Source organism: Kitasatospora sp. NPDC001539 (assembly GCF_040298565.1).
Taxonomy (GTDB): Bacteria; Actinomycetota; Actinomycetes; order Streptomycetales; family Streptomycetaceae; genus Kitasatospora.
This window is the reverse complement of sequence record NZ_JBEPAK010000109.1, coordinates 1-22,706: the sequence shown is the minus strand read 5'-3', so window position 1 is coordinate 22,706 and position 22,706 is coordinate 1. Positions and strand designations below refer to the sequence as shown.

Genomic DNA, 22,706 nt, shown 5'->3' with positions numbered 1-22,706 from the left:
GGTCGGGCCGACGTCCCGCGCCGTGCCGCTCGACTCAGCGCGCCCAGCCCGACGTCCGCCAGGCGTTGACGCCCGGGTGGAGGGCGGGGCGGAGCAGGCGGGAACGGTCGTTCCAGGGGGAGGCCGGGCCGACGCCCGCCCGGCGCGCCGCCTCGGCGGCGGCCTGCGCGGCGGCGGCCCGGGCCTGGACCACCGCCAGGACGGTGGCGAGCTCCTCGGGGGTCGGCTGCCCGTGCAGCACGTGGATCGGGGACATGGCTTTTTCTCTCCCGACAGGGAAGGGGCCTACAGGGGGATGTTGCCGTGCTTCTTGGGCGGCAGCACCTCGCGCTTGCCGCGCAGCGCCCGCAGGCCCCGGACGATGTGCCGGCGGGTCTCGCTCGGGGCGATCACCGCGTCGACGTAGCCGCGCTCGGCCGCCAGGTACGGGTTCAGCAGGGTGTCCTCGTACGAGGCGATCAGCTCGGCGCGCTTCTCCTCGACGGTGCCGGCGGCCTCGGCCTCGGCGATCTCCCGGCGGTGCAGGATGTTCACCGCGCCCTGGGCGCCCATCACCGCGATCTGCGCGGTCGGCCAGGCCAGGTTGAGGTCGGCGCCCAGGTGCTTGGAGCCCATGACGTCGTACGCGCCGCCGAAGGCCTTGCGGGTGATCACGGTGATCAGCGGGACGGTGGCCTCGGCGTAGGCGTAGATCAGCTTGGCGCCGCGGCGGATGATGCCGTCCCACTCCTGCTCGGTGCCGGGCAGGAAGCCGGGCACGTCGACGAAGGTCAGCACCGGGATGTTGAACGAGTCGCAGGTGCGGATGAAGCGGGCGGCCTTCTCGCTGGCGTTGATGTCCAGGCAGCCGGCCAGGTCCATCGGCTGGTTGCCGACGATGCCGACGGCGTGGCCCTCGACCCGGCCGAAGCCGGTGATGATGTTGCCCGCGTACAGCGGCTGGGTCTCCAGGAACTCGCCGTCGTCCAGGACGTGCTCGATCACCTTGTGCATGTCGTACGGCTGGTTCGCCGAGTCCGGCACGATGGTGTCGAGTTCGAGGTCCTCGGCGGTGACCGTGAGGTCCGCCTGCTCGGGGTAGGACGGCGGGTCGCTCAGGTTGTTGGAGGGCAGGTACGAGAGCAGGCTCTTGACGTACTCGATCGCCTCCTTCTCGTCCGTGGCCAGGTAGTGCGCGTTGCCGGACCTGGTGTTGTGGGTGCGGGCGCCGCCCAGCTCCTCCATGCCGACGTCCTCGCCGGTCACCGTCTTGATCACGTCCGGGCCGGTGATGAACATGTGCGAGGTCTGGTCGGCCATCACCACGAAGTCGGTGATCGCGGGGGAGTAGACCGCGCCGCCGGCGCAGGGGCCCATGATCAGCGAGATCTGCGGGATGACGCCCGAGGCGTGCACGTTGCGGCGGAAGATCTCGCCGTAGAGGCCGAGCGAGACCACGCCCTCCTGGATCCGGGCGCCGCCGGAGTCGTTGATGCCGATGACCGGGCAGCCGGTCTTCAGCGCGAAGTCCATCACCTTGACGATCTTCTCGCCGAAGACCTCGCCGAGCGAGCCGCCGAAGACGGTGAAGTCCTGGGCGAAGACCGCGACCTGACGGCCGTCGATGGTGCCGTAGCCCGTCACCACACCGTCGCCGTACGGGCGGTTCCGCTCCTGGCCGAAGTTGGTGGAGCGGTGCCGGGCGAACTCGTCGAACTCGACGAAGGAGTCCTCGTCCAGCAGCTCGACGACCCGCTCACGCGCGGTCAGCTTGCCCTTGGCGTGCTGCTTCTCCACGGCCTTGGCCGAGCCGGAGTGCACCGCCTCGTCCAGCCTGCGCCGCAGGTCGGCGAGCTTGCCGGCGGTGGTGTGGGGGTCGTACGGCGCCTCGGTCATCCGGTGGCTCTCCCTGATCCTGGGCCGCGACCTGTTCGATTGCGCGCGGGCCGGAGTCGGGGGCCCGCGCTTGAGGGCAGGGCGGCGCTGCGAACTACCGTTGGGTAGCGTAGCCAGCGCGCAGGGCGATGCGTCATGTCCTGGCGTTATGGCCATCGACACAGTGTGTCGGCGCGCGTTGTGCGGGACGATGGATCGGACTGCGCCTCCGGCACGTCCTGGTGCGCTGACCTAGTGTGCTGACCATGACCGCACCCGACACACCCGACGCGTCAGACGCCCCCGGCACTCCGGACACCCCCGCCGCCCCCCGCCGCAGCGGCCTGCGCGGCTTCGGCCGGACCGGACCGTCGCCCTGGACCGACCTGGACCGGCCCCCGCTGGACGAGGGCACGCTGCGCCGGGACCTGCTCGTCCCGGGCGGGCTCTGGACCTCGCTGGACGTCGTCGCGGAGACCGGCTCCACCAACACCGACCTCGCCGAGCGGGCCCGGGCCGGCGCCCCCCAGGGCGCGGTGCTGGTCGCCGAGGCGCAGAGCGCGGCGCGCGGCCGGCTGGACCGGCAGTGGACCGCCCCCGCCCGCTCCGGGCTGTTCCTGTCCTTCCTGCTGCGCCCCGAGGGCGTGCCGGTCGAGCGGTACGGCTGGCTGCCGATCCTGGTGGGGGTGGCCGCGGCCAGCACCCTCGGCCGGGTGGCCGGGGTCGACGTCGGACTGAAGTGGCCCAACGACCTCCAGGTGGACATCGACGGCGCGGAGCGCAAGCTCGGCGGCATCCTCACCGAGCTGAGCGGCGGCGCCGTGGTGGCCGGGATGGGGCTGAACGTGTCGCTGCGCCAGGAGGAGCTGCCCGTCCCCACCGCCGCCTCGCTCGCGCTGGCCGGCGCCGGGACCACGGACCGCTCCGTCCTGCTGCGCGCGCTGCTGCGGGAGTTCGCCACGCTGTACGGCGAGTGGACGGCCGCCGCCGGGGACCCGCACGCGAGCGACCTGATGCGCGCCTACGCGGACCGCTGCACCACGCTCGGCCGCCAGGTGAGGGTCCATCTGCCGGGCGACCGGGAACTGGTCGGCGAGGCGGTGGCGATCGACGGGGACGGCCGCCTGGTGGTCCGTACGGCCGACGGCGTGCGCCGGGCGGTCGGCGCGGGGGACGTCGTCCACGTCCGCCCCGAAGCGCGCTGAACGGCAGTCTTCACCACCCCTTGACCCGGGCGGATGCCCCGGATCACGGGATTCCGTGCGAACATTCCACCTGGCAGCGGTGTGAGGCGCGCCACTGTCCGCCCGGGTGGCGGGCGGCGCGCCCGGACAGGTAGGAAACGAGGCAAGTGCGGCAACCGCACGGGGACGAACCGGTGGCAGAGGACGGCAGCGGCGGTACGGCGGGCAACCACGACCCCACGGTCGCGCTCGAACTGGAACGCCTGATCCTGGACGCGCCACGCCGCTACACCCCGTACCAGGCCGCGCGCGCCGCCGACGTCCCGATGGAGCTGGCCACCCGCTTCTGGCGGGCCATGGGCTTCCCCGACATCGGGCAGTCCCGGGCGCTCACCGACGGCGACGTGATCGCCCTGCGGCGTCTCGCCGGCCTGGTCGAGTCCGGGCTGCTCAGCGAGTCGATGGCGATCCAGGTGGCCCGCTCCACCGGCCAGACCACGGCCCGGCTGGCCGGCTGGCAGATGGACACCTTCCTGGAGAACCTCACCCAGTCCGCCGAGCCCGGGCTGACCCGCGCCGACGTGGCCTACCCGCTGGTCGAGCTGCTGCTGCCGGAGCTGGAGCAGTTCCTGGTGTACGTCTGGCGGCGCCAGCTGGCCGCCGTCACCGGCCGGGTGGTGCAGGCCGCCGAGGACCACGAGATCACCAGCGGCCGGCTCGCCGTCGGCTTCGCGGACCTGGTCGGCTTCACCCGGCTGTCGCGGCGCCTGGAGGAGGAGGAGCTCGGCGAGCTGGTCGAGACCTTCGAGAACACCTGCTCCGACCTGATCGCGGGGCAGGGCGGCCGGGTGATCAAGACCCTCGGCGACGAGATCCTGTACGTCTCCGAGGACCCGGCGACGGCCGGCGAGATCGCCCTGAGCCTGATCGAGGCGCTGGCCGAGGACGACACCATCCCGGCGCTGCGGGTCGGCATGGCCTTCGGGACGGTCACCCAGCGGATGGGGGACGTCTTCGGCACCACCGTGAACCTGGCCAGCCGGCTCACCTCGATCGCGCCCAAGGACGCGGTGCTGGTCGACGGGCAGTTCGCCGCCGCGCTGGAGCAGAACGGCAGCGTCGCCCCGCCGGACTCCGAGGGGCCGGGCCTGGCGGAGGCGCTGTCGGTGGCCGCCGGGATGCCGGCCTCCGGTCTGCCGGTGCCGGGGCCGGACGACGGGGCCCGCTTCCACCTGCAGCCGATGTGGCGGCGGCCGGTCCGGGGCCTCGGGCTGGTCGAGCCGTGGCTGCTGTCGCGGCACCTGAAGGCGGAGTAGCCGGCGGGTGCCCGCGGCGGGGAGGGGAGGGACTCCCGGGGGCCGGTGCCCTCCGTGGCACGGCGTTTCCCGCGGGGCGCCCCTCGCGTGGCCGAACGGTTGAAAGCCGTACGGTCGCCGGGCGGGTCCGTCCGGGCAAACGGGGCATAACCCGACGAAATCGCCATAGTCTTGGTGCAAGCGGCCGGACGGGTGCGATCGGCTACGGGGGTCTGGCAGGACCGAGCACAGGGAGCGAGGCGAGCCGGTGAGCAGTGAGGCGATCATGACGGACCGCGGCTGCGACTGCGATGGCCCGCGCTCCGACGCGCTGCCCGACCTGCGGCTGCAGGCGGTGGTCGAACTCGCCCAGGACATGGCCGGTGCGCTCACCCCGCTGGAGGCCGTCCGGGCCGCCGCCGCCCGGGCCACCGAGGCGCTCGGCGCCACCATGGCGGCCGTCTCCGTCTGGGACCGCGAATCCGGCCGCCTGCGGGTCCTGGTCAACCACGGGCAGCTCGCCCCCGGCGAGGAGGAGCTGCCGGAGGACGAGTCGTACCCGGTCGCGGACTTCCCGGAGATCGTGACCTACCTGGAGGAGCGCTGGAGCACCGGGCGCCTGCCCCGCGCCTGGCTGCAGACCGCGGAGAACGACGAACCGTACACCGGCCACACCCACCCGACCGCCGGCGCGTACTGCCAGGAACGCGCCGCGGCGCTGCGCCGGCGCGGGCGCGCCTGCTGCGTGGTCGCGCCGATCGTGCTGCACGGGCAGGCCTGGGGCGAGCTCTACCTCGCCCGGTCGACCGGGATGCCCGCGTTCACCCAGGCCGACGCGGACTACGCGACCCTGCTCGCCGCCCAGGTCTCGGCCGGCCTCGCCCAGACCGAACGCCTCGCCGACCTGCGCAAGCTCGCCTTCTCCGACCCGCTCACCGGCCTGGCCAACCGCCGCGCGGTCGACGCCCGGCTGGAGAGCGCGCTGGAGGCGCACAACCGGGACAACACCGTGGTGTCGCTGGTGGTCTGCGACGTCAACGGGCTGAAGCGGGTCAACGACCAGCTCGGCCACGAGATGGGCGACCGGCTGCTGGAACGGTTCGCCCACCAGCTCTCGCTCGCCGCCGCCAAACTCCCCGGGAGCCTCGCCGCCCGGCTCGGCGGTGACGAGTTCTGCCTGCTGGTGGAGGGTCAGAAGGCCGACGAGGTGGTCGCCGTCGCCGAGGAGCTGTGCGCGCGGGCGCTGGCACTGTCCGAGGGCGAGGGGGTCGCCTGCGGCGTCGCCTCCACCGGGGACTCCATCGGCCCGGTCACCACGCCCGACCGGCTCTTCCGGCTCGCCGACGCCGCCCAGTACCGGGCCAAGGCCGCCCGCGCCGCCCACCCCGTCGTCGCCGGGCGCAGCCACGGCCCGGGCTTCTCGCCCGACCCCACCGTGCTGCTCGCCGACGCGGCCGACCCGCAGCACCGCGCCGACGGCCGCCGGGGACCGGGCGGACGGGCCGGTACGGGCGACCGGCGGCGCTTCCGCGGTGCCGCCCACAGCGCAGACCCCGGTCAGCTGCTCACCGCCGTCCTCTCGGCGCTCGACCAGGCCGCGGCCGCCCGGGCCGTCCACCCGGCCGACACCCTCGCCAAGCTGGTCGTGGTCGCCGAGACCTCCGCCCGGCTGCTCGACGCGGTCGGCTGGTGGGTCTCCTACGTGCCGCCCGGATCCCATCTGATGCGCACCTCCCAGCACGCCGTCTACCGGATGACCAGCGGACCGAGCAGCACCCGCGCCGAGACCCAGCGGGCCCAGATCGAGGCCCCGGACGCCGTGTTCGACCTGCGGCACTACCCGATGACCCGCCGGGCCGTGCGGGGCGGCGCGTTCGCGCTGCGCGCGGGTGCGGCGGGCAACGACCCGGCGGAGGAGGCGATGCTGGTCGTCTCCGGCTACCGGGGGATGGTCGCCGCGGGCGGGCAGAACGCGGCGGGCGGGTGGCTGGTCGAGCTCTTCGCCGACGACGCGACCCTGCCGCTGGGGCAGGCCGCCTCCGCGATGCGGGCGCTGGTCGCGGTGGCCCTGGCGGGAGCGGCCTCACCGCCGGCGATGTGAGGACCGCCCCGTACGGGCGCCGGGGGTCGGGCGCCCGGCGGGTGGACGGTGGGCGCTGCTTCGTCCCGGTTCGGTGACCGCGGGGTCGCGGGTGGGTCGCGGTTCGGTCCCGGGGGCTGCCGCGAGGGGCCGGGGCGGTGGGATGGTGGCGGGGGCGGACCGGGGAGCGGGGAGCGGGGGGAGACGGTGGACGGATGGTTGGTGGGCGCGGCGGTGGCCGGGGTGCTGGTGTTCGGGGGAGGGGTGGCGACGGCCGGCCCGGCGTCGGCGGCCGCGGTGACGGCCACCCCGGTGGCCCGACCGGTTCAGACCGTCCCGTCGCCCGTACGGACGACCCCCGCGCCGACGGCGCCCGAGCGGGCGCCGCGGCTGAGGGCGGGTCTGCGGGCGCACCGGATCACGGACCAGGCGGCGTCGCGGCGCGTCCGGAAGGTCCGCCGCAGCGTCGTCGGGCGGGCGCTGGACGCGGTGTTCGGCTGGCTCCTCGCCGCGGTGCTGGGGATCGTGCTGGTCGTGGCGCTGCTGGTGCACCTGGTCAGGCGGCGCAACGGCCGTTAGCCGTCGGCCCCGAGGGCGCGGAGCACGGCGTCGACCAGGCGGTCCGCGTGGTCGTGGTCGAGCGGGCCGAGTTGGTGCATCCAGCGGTAGTACAGCGGGCCGTAGAGGAGTTCCACGGCGAGGTCGAGGTCGGTGTCGGAGGGGATCCGGCCGGTTTCGCGGGCGGTGCGGAAACGGTCGCGGGTGACCTCCAGCAGCGGATCCAGCAGCCGGGTGCGGTACTCGGCCTGCAGCGCCGGGTCGTTGAGGATCTCGGCGCTGAGGGCGCGGTAGGTGCGGTCGAGCGCGGGGTCGGTGAGCTCGTCTGCGGAGCCGCGCAGGACCGTCCGCAGGTCGGCGGCGAGGTCGCCGGTGTCGGGGAGGGCGATGTCGCCGCCCTGTCCGGTGGCGGCGAGGAAGGCGTCGAAGACGACCGCCCCCTTGGAGGGCCACCACCGGTAGATGGTCTGCTTGCCGACGCCGGCCCGGGCGGCGATCGCCTCGATGGTGAGCTTGCCGAAGCCGACCTCGGAGACGAGTTCGTGGGCGGCGGCGAGGACGGCCGCGCGCGAGCGTTCGCTGCGGCGGGCGGGGTCGGGGCTGGTTCTGGGGGCCATGGGAAATCCTTTGCCGGGCAACGAGACGAGACGTATCGTATCTGTCGTCGAGATCGCGAGACGCAACGTCTCGTCTAGGCGATTCTCGTCATCCCGTCGTCCGCGACCCCGGAGGTGCATCCATGACCCGCTCCCACCCCGCCCACATCCTGATGGTCTCCATCCCGGCCCACGGCCACGTCAATCCCAGCCTGGCCGTGATCGCGGAGCTGGTCGCCCGGGGCCACCGGGTCAGCTACGTCAACGCCCCCCGCTTCCGGGAGGTCGTCGAGTCCACCGGCGCCGGCTTCGTGCCGTACCCGTCGACGCTGCCGCTCACCGACGACCCGGCGGGCTGGGCCACGGACCCGGTGGCGCTGCAGGAGCTCTTCCTCGACGACGCGCTGGCCATGTGGCCCGTCCTGCTGGAGCACTTCGACGGCGGCGCCGACCGCCCCGACCTGGTGCTCTGCGACATCGCGGGCTTCGCCGGGCGGGCGCTCGGCGAGCGGCTCGGCGTGCCGGTGGTGCAGCTGTCGCCCACGTACGTCGGCTGGGAGGGCTTCGAGGAGGACTTCCCGGAGGTGTTCGACGCGGTCCGCACGGCGCCCGGCGGGGCCGAGCACTACCGCCGGTTCGCCGACTGGCTGGCCGGAGCCGGTGCGGTGCAGCGCGACGTGGACGCCTTCAAGGGCCGCCCGGAGCGGGCGATCGCCCTCATCCCGCGCGCCCTGCAGCCGAACGCCGACCGGGTGGACGAGAAGCGGGTGACGTTCGTCGGGCCCTGCTTCGGCGACCGCGCCGAGCAGGGCGCGTGGCAGCGCCCGGCCGGTGCCGAGAAGGTGCTGCTGGTCTCGCTCGGCTCCGCCTACACCAACCAGCCCGCCTTCTACCGGGCCTGCGTCCGGGCCTTCGGCGACCTTCCCGGCTGGCACACCGTGCTGCAGATCGGCGCGCACACCGACCTGGCCGAGCTGGGCGAGGTGCCCGGCACCGTCGAGGTGCACCGCTGGGTGCCCCAGCTGTCGGTGCTCGCGCAGGCCGACGCCTTCGTCACCCACGCGGGCATGGGAGGCTCCAGCGAGGGGCTGTTCCACGCCGTGCCGATGATCGCCGTGCCGCAGGGCGCCGACCAGTTCGCGAACGCGGACGCCCTGGTCGGCCTCGGTGTCGCCCGCCGCCTCGACACCGCGGCCGGCCCGGAGGAGCTGCGGGCCGCGCTGCTGGAGCTGGTCGACGACCCCGCGGTGCCCGGGCGGCTGTCGGCCCTGGCCGCGGCCGGTCGCGCCGAGGGCGGTACCGGGCGGGCGGCGGACCTGATCGAGGCCGAGCTGGTGTCGGCCCGGGGGTAGCGGAGGGCCCGGGCGTGCGGTGCGGACCGGGGCGGCGGAGAATCCGGATGGTGAGCAGCTGTTGTCATATCTTCATTCACCTGGTGTGATTGTGTATATGGATATGCACAGTGCTGTGGCCCCCGACGCTCCGCTGGTCCAGGTCGGCAAGGCCGACGTCAGTGCGGAGGACGTGCTGGCCGTCGCCCGGGGCAACGCCCGGGTCGAGATCGGCCCCGACGCGCTCGCCGAGATGGCGGCCGCCCGCGCCCGGATCGACGCCCTCGCCGCCGAACCGCGCCCCGTCTACGGCGTGTCGACCGGCTTCGGCGCCCTCGCCGTCCGGCACATCAGCCCCGAGCTGCGCGCCCAGCTGCAGCGCTCCCTGGTGCGCTCGCACGCGGCCGGCATGGGGCCGGTGGTCGAGCGCGAGGTGGTCCGCGCGCTGACGTTCCTGCGGATGAAGACGCTGGCCTCGGGCCGCACCGGCGTCCGCCCCCTGGTCGCCCAGACCATGGCCGCCCTGCTCAACGCGGGCATCACCCCGGTGGTCCGGGAGTTCGGCTCGCTCGGCTGCTCCGGCGACCTCGCCCCGCTGTCGCACTGCGCGCTGGTGCTGATGGGGGAGGGGACCGCCACCGGCCCGGACGGGGTGGAGAAGCCCGTCGCCGAGCTGCTGGCCGCCGCCGGCATCGAACCGGTCGAGCTGCTGGAGAAGGAGGGCCTGGCCCTCATCAACGGCACCGACGGCATGCTCGGCATGCTGGTGATGGCCATCGCCGACCTCCAGCGGCTGTTCACCACCGCCGACATCACCGCCGCGATGAGCCTGGAGGCGCTGCTCGGCACCGAGAAGGTGCTCGCCCCCGAGCTGCACGCCCCGATCCGCCCCCACCCCGGGCAGGCGCTCAGCGCCGCCAACATGCTGGCCGTGCTCAAGGGCTCCGGACTCACCGGCCACCACCAGGACGACGCGCCGCGCGTCCAGGACGCCTACTCCATCCGCTGCGCCCCGCAGGTGGCCGGAGCCGGCCGGGACACCCTGGCGCACGCCCAGCTGGTCGCCTCGCGCGAGCTAGCCGCCTCGGTCGACAACCCGGTGGTGCTGCCGGACGGCCGGGTCGAGTCCAACGGCAACTTCCACGGCGCACCCGTCGCGTACGTGCTGGACTTCCTCGCCATCGCGGCCGCCGACCTCGGCTCGATCTCCGAGCGCCGCACCGACCGGCTGCTCGACAAGGCCCGCTCGCACGGCCTGCCGGCCTTCCTGGCGGACGACCCGGGCGTGGACTCGGGCCTGATGATCGCCCAGTACACCCAGGCGGCACTGGTCAGCGAGAACAAGCGGCTCGCCGTCCCGGCCTCGGTCGACTCCATCCCGTCCTCCGCGATGCAGGAGGACCACGTGTCGATGGGCTGGTCGGCCGCCCGCAAGCTGCGCCAGGCGGTGGAGAACCTCGGCCGGATCCTGGCCGTCGAACTGACCGCTGCGGCCCGCGCGCTGGAGATCCGTCAGCAGGCCGACTCGGGCAGCCGGCTCGCCCCGGCCACCGCGGCCGCGCTGGCCGCCGCCCGTGAGGCGGGGGTCGGCGGCGCCGGCCGGGACCGCTTCCTCTCGCCGGACCTGGAGGCCGCCGCCGCGCTGGTCGCCTCGGGGGGCCTGGTGCGGGCGGTGGAACAGGTCACCGGGCCGCTGGCCTAGATCTGCTGCGGATGCGGGGCGACGGGGCCGGGCCGTGCGGACCGGCTCAGTCCCAGTCGCCCCGCGGGCGGTCCCGGCGGTCGTGGCGGTTGCCCAGCGCGGCCGCGAGGTTGACCCCGACGATCCCCGCCCAGCACACCAGCAGACCGACGAAGCCGCCGCCCTCGGGGCTGCTGGCGATCGCGGTCAGCGGGATGCCGAAGGCCAGCGAGACCACCGCCAGGCGGTTGCCGGACCGGCCGGGCGCCCAGCCGCGGCGGTCCCGGTCGTGGCCCCGGTCCCGGTAGGAGGGCCCGTAGCCGTCCGTCCGCTCGCCGGCCGGGCGACCGCCCCGGGCGTCCAGGCGGGCGTCGAGGCGCTTCATGAAGGAGTCGACGAGCGCGTCCTCGTACTCCTTGCCGAGTTCCTTGCGGGCCTGCAGGGTGGCGTCGAGGTCGCGCCGCAGATCGTCCTGGCGAGTGTCCATGCCCATAGCCTGGGGCCGCTGCGGGGCCCGGTCCATCCGTTCGCGGGGGGAATCCGGGCGGGGTCAGGGGGAAATCAGGGTTCCCCCCGAGCCCTTCCGGCCGGGCCCGCCGTCCGATCCTCGGGACGTCCCACGGGGCATCCCGCCGTACGAGACGTCTTTGCCAGGCGCGCCGCGCTGCTGCACAGTCGTCGTCCGAACCGCTCGCATCCGGAGGTACCGCTGATGACCGCCACCGACGAGGCCGGCGCCGTCGGCCCCTCCGCCCGGTTGCTGCAGCTGTTCGAAGGGCACCGGCTGACGCCCACCCAGCGCCGGATCGCCCACTCGCTGGTCCGGCACGCCACCGAGGCGCCGTTCCTGTCCAGCGTCGAGGTCGCCGAACTCGCCGGGGTGAGCCAGCCCTCCGTCACCCGCTTCGCGGTCGCGCTCGGGTACGACGGCTACCCGGCGCTGCGCAAGCAGCTGCGCGACCTCGGCGCGGGCGAGCCGGCCGCGCCGGAGACCCCGGCCGACGCCGTGCGCAACGAGCACCAGCAGGCGGTGCTGGCCGAGATCGAGCACCTGCGCCACCTCGCCGAACTGCTCGCCGACACCGAGCCGATCACCCGGGCCGCCCGGCTGCTCGCCGCCTCCCGCCCGCTGCCGGTGCTCGGCCTGCGGGCCGCCTCGGCGCAGGCGCGCGGCTTCGCGTACTTCGCGGCCAAGGTGCACCCGGACATCCGGCTGCTGGACGAGGGCGGCAGCATGCTCGCCGACCGGCTGGAACAGGCCACCGCGGCGGGCGCCACCGCGCTGCTCTGCTTCGCGCTGCCGCGCTACCCGCGGGAGTTGATGGACGCTCTGGTGGTCGCCCGGGACTGCGGACTGACCGTGCTCACGGTGGCCGACAGCGCCTTCTCCCCGGTCGCCAAGCTCTCCGACCTGATGCTGCCCGCGGCCGTCGGCACCGGGCTGGTCTTCGACACCGCCTGCGCGCCGATGATGCTCGGCCGGGTGCTGCTGCAGACCATGTGCGACGAACTCCCTGGTGCGGAGGCCAGGTTGGAGGCGATCGAGCAGTCGGCGGCGGCGCGCGGGCTCTTCCTGGAATAACGGCCGAAGGACTACTCGCCCCGAAGCCGGGCATCCCCTACAGCAGGGGGTGCCGCCATGCGCGTGATCCACGAGATGAAGTTCGTCGGCCGCCTCGCCTCGGGTGCCGACGAATGGTCCTGCCCCACCTGCGGACGCCGCGTCACCCTGCGGCGCCTGCCCGATCCCGAACTGACCGTCCTCGATCCGGGCGACGAGTCCGCCGTCCACGTCGGCGTCATCGAACCCGACGCCCGCGCCGCCGCCGCTGCCGAGCGCTACGGCCTCGGCCCCGTCCAGAACGTCCCCCGCCCGCCGTCCCCGCCCGCCCCGGACGCGGACGACCGCCGCTGGCTCGCCGAGATCGGCATCGACTGGGACGGCGGCGACGCGGCGGCCTGAGCGTGTTCGCCCGGTGCGGGCGCGGACCGGGGAGTCCGTCCGTCCGGGTTCGGCGGGTGCCCGTCCCCGGTTCGACGGGCCGCGGAGCGGTGGGCGGTGGAGAAGTGGGCGGGCTGCGCCGTGCCCGCCGCACCGCACGCCCCGGGGGCCGTGCGGTGCCCGCACGGTTCCCGCGGGCCGGTGACGGCCGCCGTCGCGCCCTCCGCCCCCGTACTGGGCCGAGTGGCTGGTGTTCGCCGGGTCCGGGCCGGCGCGCCAAGTCGGCCGGTGCCGGCGCTGATCGGATGGTGGCGGGGTCTGGTCGAACGTTCGCTGTTTAGATATATTCAGCCGAACAGAGCCTGAATGAATCCATCCGCAGGAGGCCGGGACATGGTGCAGCAGACGAGCGGGCCGCGAGAGGTGCGCGCGGCGCGCGGGACGGGACTCACGGCGCAGGGGTGGCAGCAGGAGGCTGCCCTGCGGATGCTGATGAACAACCTCGACCCCGAGGTGGCCGAGCACCCGTCGAAGCTGGTCGTGTACGGCGGCACCGGCAAGGCGGCGCGGGACTGGCGCTCCTTCGACGCCATGGTGAAGACGCTGCAGGGGCTGAAGCAGGACGAGACCATGCTGGTCCAGTCCGGCCGGCCGGTCGGCGTGATGCAGACCCACGAGTGGGCGCCGCGCGTGCTGATCGCCAACTCCAACCTGGTCGGCGACTGGGCCAACTGGGAGGAGTTCCGCCGCCTGGAGAGCCTCGGGCTCACCATGTACGGCCAGATGACCGCCGGCTCCTGGATCTACATCGGCACCCAGGGCATCCTCCAGGGCACCTACGAGACCTTTGCCGCCGTCGCCAACAAGCGCTTCAACGGCACGCTGGAGGGCACCATCACCCTCACCGCCGGGCTCGGCGGCATGGGCGGCGCCCAGCCGCTGGCCGTCACCATGAACGGCGGCGTGGCGATCTGCATCGACTGCGACCCGTCGCGGATCTCCCGCCGGATCGAGCACCGCTACCTGGACGTCGAGGCCAAGGACCTGTCCCACGCTCTCCAGCTGGCCGTGGAAGCCCGCGACAAGCGGCAGCCGCTGTCCATCGGCGTGCTCGGCAACGCCGCCGAGCTGGTCCCGCAGCTGCTCGCGATGGACGCCCCGATCGACATCGTCACCGACCAGACCAGCGCCCACGACCCGCTCAGCTACCTGCCGGTCGGCGTCGCCTTCGAGGACATGGCGGACTACGCGGCCGCCAAGCCCGCCGAGTTCACCCAGCGCTCCCGCGAGTCGATGGCCCGGCACGTCGAGGCGATGGTCGGCTTCCTGGACCGCGGCGCCGAGGTCTTCGACTACGGCAACTCGATCCGCGGCGAGGCCCAGCTGGCCGGCTACGACCGCGCCTTCGCCTTCCCCGGCTTCGTCCCGGCGTACATCCGCCCGCTGTTCTGCGAGGGCAAGGGCCCGTTCCGCTGGGCCGCGCTGTCCGGCGACCCGCAGGACATCCACAAGACCGACAAGGCCGTCCTCGACCTCTTCCCGGAGAACGAGTCGCTGGCCCGCTGGATCCGGATGGCCCAGGAGAAGGTGCACTTCCAGGGCCTGCCCGCGCGGATCTGCTGGCTCGGCTACGGCGAGCGCGACAAGGCCGGCGAGCGCTTCAACGACATGGTCGCCTCCGGCGAGCTGTCCGCCCCGATCGTGATCGGCCGCGACCACCTGGACTGCGGCTCGGTGGCCTCCCCGTACCGCGAGACCGAGGCCATGCTGGACGGCTCCGACGCGATCGCCGACTGGCCGCTGCTCAACGCCATGGTCAACGTGGCCTCCGGCGCCTCCTGGGTGTCCATCCACCACGGCGGCGGCGTCGGCATCGGCCGCTCGATCCACGCCGGCCAGGTCACCGTCGCCGACGGCACGGCCCTGGCGGGCGAGAAGATCCGCCGGGTGCTCACCAACGACCCCGGCATGGGCGTCATCCGGCACGTGGACGCCGGCTACGACCGCGCCACCGAGGTCGCCGCCGAGCGCGGGGTCCGCGTCCCGATGGGTGAACTGTGACGGTTCCGTCCTTCGAGGAGATGTGGGCGGAGCTGCTCCCCGTGGGCCGCTCCGCCTCCTCCGGCGGCTACCGCCGCTTCGCCTGGAACTCCGCCGACGCCGAGTGCCGCGCCTGGTTCGAGCAGCAGGCCCGCGACCGCGGCCTGACCTACGAGCTGGACCGCAACGGCAACCAGTGGGCCTGGCTGGGCGACCCGACCGCCGGGGGTGCGGTCGTCACCGGCTCGCACCTGGACTCCGTCCCGGACGGCGGCGCCTTCGACGGCCCGCTCGGGGTGGTCTCCTCCTTCGCCGCGCTGGACGAACTGCGCGCCAGGGGAGCCGAGTTCACCAGGCCGCTGGCGATCGTCAACTTCGGTGACGAGGAGGGTGCCCGGTTCGGGGTGGCCTGCATCGGCTCCCGGCTCAGCTCGGGGGTGCTCTCCCGCGAGGCCGCGTTCGAGCTGCGCGACGCCGACGGCGTGCGGCTGCCCGACGCGATGGAGCGGGCCGGCTACGACCCGACCGCGCTCGGCGCCGACGACGAGCGGCTGGCCCGGATCGGCGCCTTCGTCGAGCTCCACGTCGAGCAGGGCCGCCACCTCGCCGAGGGGCAGCCGGTCGGCGTGGCCAGCGCGATCTGGCCGCACGGCCGGTGGCGGTTCGACTTCCACGGCGAGGCCAACCACGCCGGCACCACCCGGATCGAGGACCGCCGCGACCCGATGCTGACCTTCGCCAACACCGTGCTCGCCGCCCGCAAGAAGGCGAAGCTCGCAGGTGCGCTGGCCACCTTCGGCAAGGTCGCCGTCGAGCCCAACGGCACCAACGCGATCGCCTCGCTGGTGCGCGGCTGGCTGGACTCCCGCGCCGCCGACGAGGCCACCCTCACCGAACTCGTCGCCGAGATCGAGCGGGCCGCCGCCGAGCGGGGCGGGCGCGACGGCGTCCGGGTCGAGCTGACCCGCGAGTCCTACACCCCGGTGGTGGACTTCGACGGCCCGCTGCGCGACCGGCTCGCGAAGCTGCTGGACGCGCCGGTGCTGCCCACCGGCGCCGGACACGACGCCGGCATCCTGGCGTCCGCGATCCCGACCGCCATGCTGTTCGTGCGCAACCCCACCGGCGTCTCGCACTCCCCGGCCGAGCACGCCGAGACGGCCGACTGCCTGGCCGGGGTCGCCGCCCTCGCCGACGTACTGGAGGACCTGGCGTGCCAGTGACCGCAGTGAGCTACTGGGCGCAGTACGCCTGGCTGCCGCACCCCAACGGGCCGGTGGTCGAGCAGGACGTGCTGATCGCCACCGGCCCGGACGGCCGGATCACCGGCGTCACCCCCGACAGCGGACCCTGCCCGCCCGGCGCCGTACGCCTCGACGGGCTGGTGCTGCCCGGCCACGCGAACGCCCACTCGCACGCCTTCCACCGGGCGCTGCGCGGGCACGTCCAGGTCGGCTCCGGCACCTTCTGGACCTGGCGCGACACCATGTACCGGTTCGCCGGCGCGCTCGACCCGGACGCCTACCTGGAACTCGCCACCGCCGTCTACGCCGAGATGGCGCTCGCCGGGATCTCGGCCGTCGGCGAGTTCCACTACCTGCACCACGCGCCCGGCGGCGCCCGCTACGCCGACCCCAACGCGATGGGGGAGGCGCTGATCGAGGCCGCCGCGCGGGCCGGCATCCGGATCACCCTGCTGGACACCTGCTACCTGTCCTCCGGCTTCGGCGCCGCGCCCAGCCACCCGCAGCTGCGGTTCAGCGACGGCGACGCCGAGGCCTGGGCGGTCCGGGCGGACGCGCTCAAGCCGCGCGAGCACGCCCGGATCGGCGCCGCCATCCACTCCGTCCGGGCCGTCCCGGCGGAGCAGCTGGGCACCGTCGCGCAGTGGGCGGCGGTGCGCGGGGCGCCGCTGCACGTCCACCTGTCCGAGCAGACCGCCGAGAACGACGCCTGCCTCGCCGCGCACGGCGTCACCCCGACCCGGCTGCTCGCCGACCACGGCGCGCTCGGCCCGCGCACCTCGGCCGTGCACGCCACCCACCTCACCGAGGAGGACGTCAGGCTCCTCACCGACTCCTCCACCGCCGTCTGCATGTGCCCCACCACCGAGCGGGACCTCGCGGACGGCATCGGCCCGGCCCGCCGGCTCGCCTCGGCGGGCAGCCCGATCACCCTGGGCAGCGACAGCCACGCGGTGATCGACCCGTTCGAGGAGGCCCGCGCCCTGGAACTGGACGAGCGGCTGCGCACCCGCACCCGCGGCCACTGGACGGCCAACGCCCTGCTGCGGGCCGGCGGCGAGGACGGGCACGCCTCGCTCGGCTGGCCGGAGGCCGGGCGGATCGAGGCCGGATCGCTCGCCGACTTCACGGCGATCGCCCTGGACACGGTTCGCACGGCGGGCCCGCCGCCCCGGCTCGGCGCCGAGATCGCCGTCTTCGCCGCCTCGGCGGCGGACGTGCGGCACCTGGTGGTCGGCGGGCGGCACGTCGTGCGGGACGGCGTGCACCAGCTGGTGGGCGACGTGCCGGCGGCGCTGCGCTCCGCGATCGGCGCGCTGGACTGCTGAACCTTGTTGTCCGACTCCCTTCGGAAGGCGTTGACTTGAGCACCAAGACCACTGTGATCACGGGCATCGGCAGCCTGGTCACCAACGACCCCGGGCACGGCACCGGGCCGCTCGGGCTGCTCACCGACGCGGCCGTGGTGGTCGACGGCGGCACCGTCGCCTGGGTCGGCCCGGCGGCGCAGGCCCCGGCCGCGGACGAGCGCTTCGACGCCGGGGGCCGGGCGCTGCTGCCCGGCTTCGTCGACTCGCACGCCCACCTGGTGTTCGCGGGCGACCGCACCGCCGAGTTCAACGCCCGGATGTCCGGCCAGTCCTACTCGGCGGGCGGCATCCGCACCACGGTGGCGGCCACCCGGGCCGCGAGCGACGAGGAACTGGAGGCCAACGTCGCCCGGTTCGTCCGGGAGGCGGTGCGGCAGGGCACCACCACCATCGAGTGCAAGTCCGGTTACGGGCTGACGGTCGAGGACGAGGCCCGGGCGCTGCGGGTCGCCGCGAAGCACACGCCCGAGACCACCTACCTGGGCGCGCACATCGTCGCCCCCGAGTACGCCGAGGACCCGGCCGGCTACGTCGACCTGGTCACCGGCGAGATGCTGGACGCCTGCGCCCCGCACGCCCGCTGGGTGGACGTGTTCTGCGAGAAGGGCGCCTTCGACGGCGACCAGGCGCGGGCCGTCCTGACCGCCGGCATCGAGCGCGGCCTCACCCCCCGGGTGCACGCCAACCAGCTGACGTACGGGCCGGGCGTGCAGCTCGCCGTCGAGCTGGGGGCCGCCTCGGCGGACCACTGCACCCACCTGACGGACGAGGACGTGGCGGCGCTGGCCGGCTCGGCGACGGTCGCGACCCTGCTGCCGGGGGCGGAGTTCTCCACCCGCGCCGAGTACCCGAGCGGCCGCCGGCTGCTGGACGCGGGAGCCGTGGTGGCGCTGTCCACCGACTGCAACCCGGGCTCCAGCTTCACCAGCTCAATGGCGTTCTGCATCGCGGTGGCGGTGCGCGAGATGGGCATGACCCCGGACGAGGCGGTCTGGGCCGCGACCGCCGGAGGCGCCCACGCGCTGCGGCGCACGGACGTCGGCACCGTCGCGGTCGGCTCCCGGGCGGACCTGCTGCTGCTGGACGCCCCCTCGCACGTCCACCTGGCCTACCGGCCGGGCGTACCCCTGACGGCGGCGGTCTGGCGCGCGGGCGTCCGGGAGGTCTGAGGCCCGGACTGTGGACGGCCCCCGCGCCCCGGGGTGGCGGGCGCGGGGGCTTCGCGCTCAGGGGGTGGTGGTCAGGTGGTCGAACTCGCCTGCCTTGGCGGCCTGGAGGAACGTGGCGAAGGTGGGGCGAGTGGTCCGGACGATGACCTCGCCTTCGTCGGACTCCCGGAGTTCGACCACCCCTTCGAGTGCGCGCACCTCGACGCAGTTGTTGTTTGCCTCACTGAAGCTGGACTTCTGCCAGTCGGTGCTATTCATGCCTGTCTTTCATTTCCTTCATGATCGAGCGAATGTGATCGCGAGACTCGTTCTCCGGGAGCGCGACGGCTTTGAGCCGCTCCAAGATTGCGCGGTAGCCCGCCAGCTGGGCGGGTGAGTCGAAGATGTGGGAGCCGTGAGACGAGTCGGCCTGCACCGTGTCCAGCTCTGGTACCGGCCCCTCCGCGTAGAGCAGGTTTTCACTGGGGCCGGGGAAGTTTGCTGTCGCAAAGGGCACGACTCGCAGTGAGACGTTCGGGAGTTCGGAGTCCCGGACGAGGGAATCGAGCTGTTCCTTGAGTACTGCCGGCCCGCCGTACTGGATACGCAACGCTGCTTCGTGAACGAGTGCCGTGTACGGCGTTTCGCCGGACCGGATGACCTGCTGCCTCCGCAGCCGAAACTTCACTCTGCGATCGACCTCTCGATCGGGGAGCGAGGTGAACCCTGTTGCGAACACCGCAGTCGCATACGAGTTCGTCTGTAGCAGTCCTGGGACGATGCCGATGGTGAAGCTCGTGAGCCTCTTCGCGCGCCCTTCGATCTCCGCGACATCGATCGGGGCGGCTGCGAGTGCCGTTCGATACTCATCCCACCAGGCCGCGTCCCGCTCCCTGGCCATGTCGGCGAGCGCTTCGACCAGAGGGGCATTGGCGCACATGCAGGCTTCCGCGATCTCGTGCAGGCGGGCCACGCTGACGGCCGACTTTCCGATCTCCATCTGACTCACCAGGGCGGGAGTCACCCCGAGCAGCCTGGCGAGGTGGCTGCCGCCGAAGCCGGCCTGCTCTCTCATCCTTCGCAGTTCGGCGCCGAGCCGTCGCTGACGAAGGGTGGGGATCCGAAGTGCCATGGCGTCCTCTCTGCCGGTGCAGAGGCCAGTGTGCCGCGCCAGTCGTCGGAGGAGCTATCCGGGCTCGTTCCCTCGTGTGGAGGAACCTTCTCCCGTTTGGCTTTAATTAAAGAGCGGATGCGCTACCTTCGCTGTAGCTGGATCCGACGGATCGTCAGTAAATCCTGAATTCAGGGCGGTAGGCGCCTGCTGCCCGCACGCCGAAGAGCAGCCGCCGCCCCGGCCTGGCTCACGGTGACGACCGTCATGCCTCTCCCACACCCCGCCTCACGGAGGTTCCCGTGTGCATCCGTAACACCCCCTCGCTCACCCTCTCCCGGCAGGCCCTGCGGGACGCCATGACCCGCAGCGGCGGCTGGGACGCCGACGCCGTCTTCAACGCCGAACTCGCCCTCTGCGAGCTGATCGTCAACGCCTGGCGCCACGCCGGGACCCCCGCGCCCGTCGTCTGGTTCTCCATCCTCGACCAGACGCTCCGGGTCACCGTCTCCGACGAGAGCGACGCCCTCCCGCAGCCGCGAACGTCCGCCGGCCTCGCCGAGACCGGCCGGGGCCTCCAGCTGGTCGAGGGCCTCACCGACCGCTGGGGCGTCGACCCGCAGAAGCGCGGCAAGGCCACCTGGTACGAGCTGGACTCCGACGCGTGAGCCGCGACCCCATCGCCCCGGACGACCCCCGGATGCGCGACTACACCGAAACTCAAATCACCGCCCTGATCGGCGAGTTGCACCGCCGTGGCCTCCCGCACGGCCTTCTCTGGGGCTCCGCCGCGCCCGGCGAGAAGACCCTCGACGGCCGCATCCTGATCGACTTCGGCAACTCCCCGGTGAGCACTCTCCTCAACCTCCTCCACCTCCTTCGAGACCTGGAGAGGGACGAGCCGTGGCGCCGGTGAAGTTCTTCGTCGGTGCGGTCCTCCTCGCCCTGCTCGCCCTCGCGATCGCCACCGTCGCCCTCGGTGTCCTCGCCACCCTCAGGATGCCCCGCCCCGAGCACCGCGACGACCGGTCCTGACGCCCACGCGCAGGCCCTCGCCCACCCAGGCCGGGGGCCTCGCGGGCAATCACAACCCCGCGTGAGCGGGATCACGCCCACCGCGTGAAACCCCGTCAGCCGGTTCGTCGATCTCATGACCGTAGTGGTGAGTTCCGTGAACGTGTACGGGGTGACGCATGGGTGAGTCCGCGGCCGCGAAGGCCGTGCAGAAGGTCACCGGCATGTGGTGGCCGGACGCCGACCCGGACAAGCTACGCACGGTGGCCGACGCGTGGGAGGCGATGGCCACCGCCATCGACAACGTCACCGCCCCTACCAACCAGGCCGCCGCCGCCATCGTCGCCAACAACCACGGCCCTGCGATCGATGCCTTCGGCAAGTTCTGGGCCCGGTACTACGGCGGCAAGGACGCCGCGGGCAAGGGCAAGGGCTGGCTGCCCGAGACCGCCGACGTCTGCCGCGCCCTCGCGAAGGCGCTGCGCGACTTCGCCCACGAGGTCGACAAGGCGATCAAGAAGCTGGAGGAGGAGGCCGCGATCGTCGGCGGCACCCTCGTCGTCGGCGCCGCCCTGGCCATCGTCACCTTCAGCATCTCGGCGGACATCGCCGCCGCCACCGCCGCGGGCATCGTCGCCACCGCCGCGGCCGTAGGTGTCACCGTCTCCGAGGCCATCGCCACCATCGCCGCCACCGTGCTGGTCGGCGCCGCCTTCGGCGCGGTGGAGGCCATCACCGTCGACCTGGCGGTCGCCCAGCCCATCCGCGTCGAGCTGTTCGGCGACGGCGGCTACAGCCTCACCGAGGCCGCCGACTCCGCCAAGACCGGCGGCATCATGGGCGGCGCCGGCGGCGGCCTCGGCGCCGGCGCCCGCGTCGTGACCACCGCCGCGGAGACCACCGAGAACGCCTCCGTCGCCCTCGCGAGCCTCGCCAAGGTCGCGGGCGCCGCCGACACCGTCCCCGGCCGCATGATCACCGGCGCCGGCCTCACCTACGGCTACGACACCGCCTTCAAGACCGGCCCCGTCATGCCCCTCGACCTCGTCCTCGGCGCCGTCGGCAGCGCCGCCGGGCCCCGCGCACGCTCCACCGAGAACGCGCCGTACGTGCCCAGGCACGCCAAACCGGTCGAGCTGCCGATGCCCGGCAGGCAGCCCCCGCGCGAGTACGTCGAGGCCCACCCGAGCGTCGCGAAGGTGACCACGGAGCTGGCGCGCGTGCCGCCCAAGGTCTTCAACCACGTCTGGGACTACCTGAAGGCCGCGCCCGGCGGCGGCATCAGCATCGGCCCCAGGCCCATCACCGAACTCCCGGGCGGCTTCCACCTCGCCGGGGTCAAACCGGTGGGCGGCAGCGCACCCGCGGAGAACGTACACGGCATGTACCTGCCCCTGGAGCGCAGGCTCCTCATCAACTCGAGCGCCGAGACGCCCAGCAGCGTCGCCGTCCACGAGTTCGGGCACGCCGTCGACGAGGCCTATGGCTTCAAGAGCCGACAGGCGGACTGGCAGCATGTCCAGCAGCAGGTCCTCGACCGGATCGGCGCCAACCCGAAACTGGACGCCTACACCCGCCAGCCGCACGAGTTCTTCGCCGAGGCGTTCAACCACTGGACCGCGAACAAGCTGAAGGCGTTCACATTCGGCGACCGCGAGGCCGCGAAGATCCTGAAGGAGTACTTTGAACGAGCATTCTGAGCCCTACGAAGTCACCGCGCACCCGATGCTCGACGCCGACGGCGTCACCATCTGGCAGAAGTACGGCGGCAGGACCGCGGAGGGCTACCACTACGACGGCTGGCACAAGATCCAGCCCGGCGACCCCCGCTACGACGAACTGCTCCCGCAGGCACGCCAGAACCCCCAGGCCACCGACGACGATGACGACCTGGACGACGGCGAGCCCACGGTCCACTCCGAGACCCTGGCCATGCTGATGGACATGCAGCGCAGGACGAGCGAGCGCGGCGAGCAACGCTGAAACACGCGAAGGCCCTCGCCCACCCAGGTCGAGGGCTTTCGCGGGCGCCCGCTGTCAACCGAGACCGGGGGGTCGCCCTGTGTTCCAGGAAGCGCTGGAGCCGGAGGCCCCGGTGCTGACAGCGCAGGCCGCCATGGTCACGGGTGTCAATCGCATCGGTTGGCCCGGCGCAGGAAGTCGCCAGGAGGAGGACCTGTGCCGCAGTGCGCTGCTGTACTCGTGCCTGCTCCAGGCGCCCGACTACTACGACGCCCACCGGGCCTCGACCGACCTGC

Annotated in this window: 23 protein-coding genes and 1 pseudogene; 18 read left to right on the top strand and 6 right to left on the bottom strand. The window is 73.5% G+C overall.

Annotation, left to right across the window (positions count from 1 at the left end; all coding sequences use genetic code 11):
* Positions 1-34: 34 nt before the first annotated feature.
* Together ABT247_RS18435 and ABT247_RS18430 are read right to left on the bottom strand one after the other, a co-directional pair.
* Complete coding sequence (locus ABT247_RS18435; RefSeq protein WP_350743847.1) at positions 35-256, bottom strand: acyl-CoA carboxylase subunit epsilon; 222 nt, start codon at positions 254-256, stop codon at positions 35-37.
* Positions 257-285: 29 nt separating this feature from the next.
* Positions 286-1,875 carry an acyl-CoA carboxylase subunit beta gene (locus tag ABT247_RS18430; RefSeq protein WP_350743846.1) on the bottom strand — a complete coding sequence of 530 codons (1,590 nt, stop codon included), beginning with the start codon at positions 1,873-1,875 and terminating at the stop codon, positions 286-288.
* Between the two features lie 245 nt (positions 1,876-2,120).
* On the opposite strand from ABT247_RS18430, the gene ABT247_RS18425 reads away from it, so the two are divergent.
* The 4 genes and pseudogenes from ABT247_RS18425 (at position 2,121) to ABT247_RS18410 (ending at position 6,992) form a co-directional block, all read left to right on the top strand.
* Positions 2,121-3,059 (top strand): biotin--[acetyl-CoA-carboxylase] ligase, encoded by a 939-nt coding sequence (locus tag ABT247_RS18425; protein WP_350743845.1) that lies wholly within the window; start codon positions 2,121-2,123, stop codon positions 3,057-3,059.
* Between the two features lie 146 nt (positions 3,060-3,205).
* Complete coding sequence (locus tag ABT247_RS18420) at positions 3,206-4,354, top strand: adenylate/guanylate cyclase domain-containing protein (protein ID WP_392899874.1); 1,149 nt, start codon at positions 3,206-3,208, stop codon at positions 4,352-4,354.
* 265 nt (positions 4,355-4,619) lie between these two features.
* Positions 4,620-5,735 (top strand): annotated as a pseudogene (locus tag ABT247_RS18415) (GGDEF domain-containing protein); the annotation flags it as partial.
* A gap of 885 nt (positions 5,736-6,620) precedes the next feature.
* Positions 6,621-6,992, top strand: coding sequence for a hypothetical protein (locus ABT247_RS18410; RefSeq protein WP_350743843.1), 372 nt, complete (start codon positions 6,621-6,623; stop codon positions 6,990-6,992).
* Here the strand turns inward: ABT247_RS18410 and ABT247_RS18405 are convergent.
* Positions 6,989-7,588 (bottom strand): TetR/AcrR family transcriptional regulator, encoded by a 600-nt coding sequence (locus ABT247_RS18405; RefSeq protein WP_350743842.1) that lies wholly within the window; start codon positions 7,586-7,588, stop codon positions 6,989-6,991. The two genes, ABT247_RS18410 and ABT247_RS18405, sit on opposite strands and share 4 nt — an antisense overlap.
* A 122-nt stretch (positions 7,589-7,710) precedes the next feature.
* On the opposite strand from ABT247_RS18405, the gene ABT247_RS18400 reads away from it, so the two are divergent.
* Together ABT247_RS18400 and hutH are read left to right on the top strand one after the other, a co-directional pair.
* Complete coding sequence (locus tag ABT247_RS18400; RefSeq protein ID WP_350743841.1) at positions 7,711-8,919, top strand: macrolide family glycosyltransferase; 1,209 nt, start codon at positions 7,711-7,713, stop codon at positions 8,917-8,919.
* 103 nt (positions 8,920-9,022) lie between these two features.
* The gene (hutH, locus tag ABT247_RS18395; protein WP_502892465.1) at positions 9,023-10,600 is read left to right on the top strand and encodes a histidine ammonia-lyase; all 1,578 of its coding nucleotides are present in this window, start codon (positions 9,023-9,025) and stop codon (positions 10,598-10,600) included.
* A 46-nt stretch (positions 10,601-10,646) separates the two neighbouring features.
* Here hutH and ABT247_RS18390 read toward each other — a convergent pair whose 3' ends face one another.
* Positions 10,647-11,066 carry a hypothetical protein gene (locus ABT247_RS18390; protein ID WP_350743839.1) on the bottom strand — a complete coding sequence of 140 codons (420 nt, stop codon included), beginning with the start codon at positions 11,064-11,066 and terminating at the stop codon, positions 10,647-10,649.
* A gap of 225 nt (positions 11,067-11,291) precedes the next feature.
* Between ABT247_RS18390 and ABT247_RS18385 the strand changes: the two genes are divergently transcribed.
* The 6 genes from ABT247_RS18385 to hutI all read left to right on the top strand — a co-directional run bounded on the left by ABT247_RS18385 (position 11,292) and on the right by hutI (position 18,344).
* A complete protein-coding gene (locus tag ABT247_RS18385) occupies positions 11,292-12,161 on the top strand; it encodes a MurR/RpiR family transcriptional regulator (RefSeq protein ID WP_350743838.1) in 870 nt (289 codons plus the stop codon).
* Positions 12,162-12,218: 57 nt separating this feature from the next.
* Positions 12,219-12,542: a hypothetical protein gene (locus tag ABT247_RS18380; protein WP_350743837.1), complete on the top strand. Its 324-nt coding sequence runs from the start codon at positions 12,219-12,221 to the stop codon at positions 12,540-12,542.
* A gap of 372 nt (positions 12,543-12,914) precedes the next feature.
* The gene (gene hutU / locus ABT247_RS18375; protein ID WP_350743836.1) at positions 12,915-14,582 is read left to right on the top strand and encodes a urocanate hydratase; all 1,668 of its coding nucleotides are present in this window, start codon (positions 12,915-12,917) and stop codon (positions 14,580-14,582) included.
* A gap of 20 nt (positions 14,583-14,602) precedes the next feature.
* On the top strand, positions 14,603-15,784 hold the full coding sequence (locus ABT247_RS18370) for an allantoate amidohydrolase (RefSeq protein ID WP_350743848.1): 1,182 nt from the start codon (positions 14,603-14,605) through the stop codon (positions 15,782-15,784).
* Entirely contained in the window at positions 15,781-17,133 is a 1,353-nt protein-coding gene (locus ABT247_RS18365) for a formimidoylglutamate deiminase (RefSeq protein WP_502892466.1), read from the top strand. The genes ABT247_RS18370 and ABT247_RS18365 overlap by 4 nt, the downstream gene beginning before the upstream one ends.
* A 35-nt stretch (positions 17,134-17,168) precedes the next feature.
* On the top strand, positions 17,169-18,344 hold the full coding sequence (hutI, locus tag ABT247_RS18360) for an imidazolonepropionase (RefSeq protein WP_350743834.1): 1,176 nt from the start codon (positions 17,169-17,171) through the stop codon (positions 18,342-18,344).
* Between the two features lie 57 nt (positions 18,345-18,401).
* On the opposite strand, the gene ABT247_RS18355 is transcribed toward hutI, so the two are convergent.
* Both ABT247_RS18355 and ABT247_RS18350 read right to left on the bottom strand, forming a co-directional pair.
* Entirely contained in the window at positions 18,402-18,602 is a 201-nt protein-coding gene (locus ABT247_RS18355) for a DUF397 domain-containing protein (RefSeq protein WP_350743833.1), read from the bottom strand.
* Entirely contained in the window at positions 18,595-19,455 is an 861-nt protein-coding gene (locus ABT247_RS18350; RefSeq protein ID WP_350743832.1) for a helix-turn-helix domain-containing protein, read from the bottom strand. Before ABT247_RS18350 ends, ABT247_RS18355 begins: the two co-directional genes overlap by 8 nt.
* Before the next feature lie 281 nt (positions 19,456-19,736).
* Between ABT247_RS18350 and ABT247_RS18345 the strand changes: the two genes are divergently transcribed.
* The 6 genes from ABT247_RS18345 to ABT247_RS18320 all read left to right on the top strand — a co-directional run.
* The gene (locus ABT247_RS18345; RefSeq protein WP_350743831.1) at positions 19,737-20,102 is read left to right on the top strand and encodes an ATP-binding protein; all 366 of its coding nucleotides are present in this window, start codon (positions 19,737-19,739) and stop codon (positions 20,100-20,102) included.
* Entirely contained in the window at positions 20,099-20,350 is a 252-nt protein-coding gene (locus ABT247_RS18340) for a hypothetical protein (RefSeq protein WP_350743830.1), read from the top strand. Before ABT247_RS18345 ends, ABT247_RS18340 begins: the two co-directional genes overlap by 4 nt.
* Complete coding sequence (locus tag ABT247_RS18335; protein ID WP_267883882.1) at positions 20,338-20,469, top strand: hypothetical protein; 132 nt, start codon at positions 20,338-20,340, stop codon at positions 20,467-20,469. The genes ABT247_RS18340 and ABT247_RS18335 overlap by 13 nt, the downstream gene beginning before the upstream one ends.
* 158 nt (positions 20,470-20,627) lie before the next feature.
* A complete protein-coding gene (locus ABT247_RS18330) occupies positions 20,628-22,148 on the top strand; it encodes a WXG100-like domain-containing protein (protein ID WP_350743829.1) in 1,521 nt (506 codons plus the stop codon).
* The gene (locus ABT247_RS18325; RefSeq protein ID WP_350743828.1) at positions 22,132-22,431 is read left to right on the top strand and encodes a hypothetical protein; all 300 of its coding nucleotides are present in this window, start codon (positions 22,132-22,134) and stop codon (positions 22,429-22,431) included. The genes ABT247_RS18330 and ABT247_RS18325 overlap by 17 nt, the downstream gene beginning before the upstream one ends.
* Positions 22,432-22,510: 79 nt before the next feature.
* Positions 22,511-22,706, top strand: a 196-nt coding sequence (locus ABT247_RS18320) for a poly(ADP-ribose) glycohydrolase domain-containing protein (protein ID WP_350743827.1), incomplete at its 3' end; no start/stop codon positions are given.

What these genes read in the sequence shown, in the direction of transcription:
- ABT247_RS18430 (WP_350743846.1), bottom strand. Translation starts at nt 1,875, where the DNA reads ATGACCGAGGCGCCGTACGACCCCCACACCACCGCCGGCAAGCTCGCC.
- ABT247_RS18380 (WP_350743837.1), top strand. Translation starts at nt 12,219, where the DNA reads ATGCGCGTGATCCACGAGATGAAGTTCGTCGGCCGCCTCGCCTCGGGT.
- ABT247_RS18330 (WP_350743829.1), top strand. Translation starts at nt 20,628, where the DNA reads ATGGGTGAGTCCGCGGCCGCGAAGGCCGTGCAGAAGGTCACCGGCATG.
- ABT247_RS18405 (WP_350743842.1), bottom strand. Translation starts at nt 7,588, where the DNA reads ATGGCCCCCAGAACCAGCCCCGACCCCGCCCGCCGCAGCGAACGCTCG.
- ABT247_RS18390 (WP_350743839.1), bottom strand. Translation starts at nt 11,066, where the DNA reads ATGGACACTCGCCAGGACGATCTGCGGCGCGACCTCGACGCCACCCTG.
- ABT247_RS18425 (WP_350743845.1), top strand. Translation starts at nt 2,121, where the DNA reads ATGACCGCACCCGACACACCCGACGCGTCAGACGCCCCCGGCACTCCG.
- ABT247_RS18400 (WP_350743841.1), top strand. Translation starts at nt 7,711, where the DNA reads ATGACCCGCTCCCACCCCGCCCACATCCTGATGGTCTCCATCCCGGCC.
- ABT247_RS18355 (WP_350743833.1), bottom strand. Translation starts at nt 18,602, where the DNA reads ATGAATAGCACCGACTGGCAGAAGTCCAGCTTCAGTGAGGCAAACAAC.
- hutU (WP_350743836.1), top strand. Translation starts at nt 12,915, where the DNA reads ATGGTGCAGCAGACGAGCGGGCCGCGAGAGGTGCGCGCGGCGCGCGGG.
- ABT247_RS18370 (WP_350743848.1), top strand. Translation starts at nt 14,603, where the DNA reads ATGTGGGCGGAGCTGCTCCCCGTGGGCCGCTCCGCCTCCTCCGGCGGC.
- ABT247_RS18435 (WP_350743847.1), bottom strand. Translation starts at nt 256, where the DNA reads ATGTCCCCGATCCACGTGCTGCACGGGCAGCCGACCCCCGAGGAGCTC.
- ABT247_RS18385 (WP_350743838.1), top strand. Translation starts at nt 11,292, where the DNA reads ATGACCGCCACCGACGAGGCCGGCGCCGTCGGCCCCTCCGCCCGGTTG.
- ABT247_RS18350 (WP_350743832.1), bottom strand. Translation starts at nt 19,455, where the DNA reads ATGGCACTTCGGATCCCCACCCTTCGTCAGCGACGGCTCGGCGCCGAA.
- hutH (WP_502892465.1), top strand. Translation starts at nt 9,023, where the DNA reads ATGCACAGTGCTGTGGCCCCCGACGCTCCGCTGGTCCAGGTCGGCAAG.